The organism is Staphylococcus sp. GDY8P67P, from assembly GCF_017892545.1.
Lineage (GTDB): Bacteria > Bacillota > Bacilli > Staphylococcales > Staphylococcaceae > Staphylococcus > Staphylococcus ureilyticus.
Genome location: NZ_JAESLH010000009.1, coordinates 1 through 2,362 on the forward strand (window position 1 = coordinate 1; position 2,362 = coordinate 2,362).

The 2,362-nt window shown below is 31.1% G+C and carries 2 protein-coding genes; both read left to right on the forward strand.

Annotated elements, in window-relative coordinates; all coding sequences use genetic code 11:
- Window positions 1-417: 417 nt before the first annotated feature.
- Window positions 418-1,152, forward strand: a complete 735-nt coding sequence (gene erm(C) / locus KA833_RS03990) for a 23S rRNA (adenine(2058)-N(6))-methyltransferase Erm(C) (RefSeq protein WP_001003263.1) — start codon at window positions 418-420, stop codon at window positions 1,150-1,152.
- Between the two features lie 447 nt (window positions 1,153-1,599).
- Window positions 1,600-2,076 carry a replication/maintenance protein RepL gene (locus KA833_RS03995; protein ID WP_000664727.1) on the forward strand — a complete coding sequence of 159 codons (477 nt, stop codon included), beginning with the start codon at window positions 1,600-1,602 and terminating at the stop codon, window positions 2,074-2,076.
- The last annotated feature ends 286 nt before the right edge of the window (window positions 2,077-2,362 follow it).

Sequence of the window (2,362 nt, forward strand, 5' to 3'; positions counted from 1 at the left end):
GTTAGTGTGTTGTTGAGTTGGTACTTTCATGGGATTAATCCCATGAAACCCCCAACCAACTCGCCAAAGCTTTGGCTAACACACACGCCATTCCAACCAATAGTTTTCTCGGCATAAAGCCATGCTCTGACGCTTAAATGCACTAATGCCTTAAAAAAACATTAAAGTCTAACACACTAGACTTATTTACTTCGTAATTAAGTCGTTAAACCGTGTGCTCTACGACCAAAAGTATAAAACCTTTAAGAACTTTCTTTTTTCTTGTAAAAAAAGAAACTAGATAAATCTCTCATATCTTTTATTCAATAATCGCATCAGATTGCAGTATAAATTTAACGATCACTCATCATGTTCATATTTATCAGAGCTCGTGCTATAATTATACTAATTTTATAAGGAGGAAAAAAGAGGGTTATAATGAACGAGAAAAATATAAAACACAGTCAAAACTTTATTACTTCAAAACATAATATAGATAAAATAATGACAAATATAAGATTAAATGAACATGATAATATCTTTGAAATCGGCTCAGGAAAAGGGCATTTTACCCTTGAATTAGTACAGAGGTGTAATTTCGTAACTGCCATTGAAATAGACCATAAATTATGCAAAACTACAGAAAATAAACTTGTTGATCACGATAATTTCCAAGTTTTAAACAAGGATATATTGCAGTTTAAATTTCCTAAAAACCAATCCTATAAAATATTTGGTAATATACCTTATAACATAAGTACGGATATAATACGCAAAATTGTTTTTGATAGTATAGCTGATGAGATTTATTTAATCGTGGAATACGGGTTTGCTAAAAGATTATTAAATACAAAACGCTCATTGGCATTATTTTTAATGGCAGAAGTTGATATTTCTATATTAAGTATGGTTCCAAGAGAATATTTTCATCCTAAACCTAAAGTGAATAGCTCACTTATCAGATTAAATAGAAAAAAATCAAGAATATCACACAAAGATAAACAGAAGTATAATTATTTCGTTATGAAATGGGTTAACAAAGAATACAAGAAAATATTTACAAAAAATCAATTTAACAATTCCTTAAAACATGCAGGAATTGACGATTTAAACAATATTAGCTTTGAACAATTCTTATCTCTTTTCAATAGCTATAAATTATTTAATAAGTAAGTTAAGGGATGCAGTTTATGCATCCCTTAACTTGTTTTTCGTGTACCTATTTTTTGTGAATCGATTATGTCTTTTGCGCATTCACTTCTTTTCTATATAAATATGAGCGAAGCGAATAAGCGTCGGAAAAGCAGCAAAAAGTTTCCTTTTTGCTGTTGGAGCATGGGGGTTCAGGGGGTGCAGTATCTGACGTCAATGCCGAGCGAAAGCGAGCCGAAGGGTAGCATTTACGTTAGATAACCCCCTGATATGCTCCGACGCTTTATATAGAAAAGAAGATTCAACTAGGTAAAATCTTAATATAGGTTGAGATGATAAGGTTTATAAGGAATTTGTTTGTTCTAATTTTTCACTCATTTTGTTCTAATTTCTTTTAACAAATGTTCTTTTTTTTTTAGAACAGTTATGATATAGTTAGAATAGTTTAAAATAAGGAGTGAGAAAAAGATGAAAGAAAGATATGGAACAGTCTATAAAGGCTCTCAGAGGCTCATAGACGAAGAAAGTGGAGAAGTCATAGAGGTAGACAAGTTATACCGTAAACAAACGTCTGGTAACTTCGTAAAGGCATATATAGTGCAATTAATAAGTATGTTAGATATGATTGGCGGAAAAAAACTTAAAATCGTTAACTATATCCTAGATAATGTCCACTTAAGTAACAATACAATGATAGCTACAACAAGAGAAATAGCAAAAGCTACAGGAACAAGTCTACAAACAGTAATAACAACACTTAAAATCTTAGAAGAAGGAAATATTATAAAAAGAAAAACTGGAGTATTAATGTTAAACCCTGAACTACTAATGAGAGGCGACGACCAAAAACAAAAATACCTCTTACTCGAATTTGGGAACTTTGAGCAAGAGGCAAATGAAAAACAAGAAAATGCATTATCTGATTATTATTCTTTCAAGGACTAGTATAACATAAAATCGTCTACAAATAGACAAAAAACCTGCACGCTTAATGTAGATCAAAAGCTTAACGCAAATGAAATAGATTGACCTCCCAATAACACCACGTAGTTATTGGGAGGTCAATCTATGAAATGCGATTAAGCTTTTTCTAATTCACATAAGCGTGCAGGTTTAAAGTACATAAAAAATATAATGAAAAAAAGCATCATTATACTAACGTTATACCAACATTATACTCTCATTATACTAATTGCTTATTCCAATTTCCCGCGTTAGTGTGTTGTTGAGT

Excerpts from the sequence above, each read along its gene's own strand:
- KA833_RS03995 (WP_000664727.1), top strand. The coding sequence starts at position 1,600 with ATGAAAGAAAGATATGGAACAGTCTATAAAGGCTCTCAGAGGCTCATA.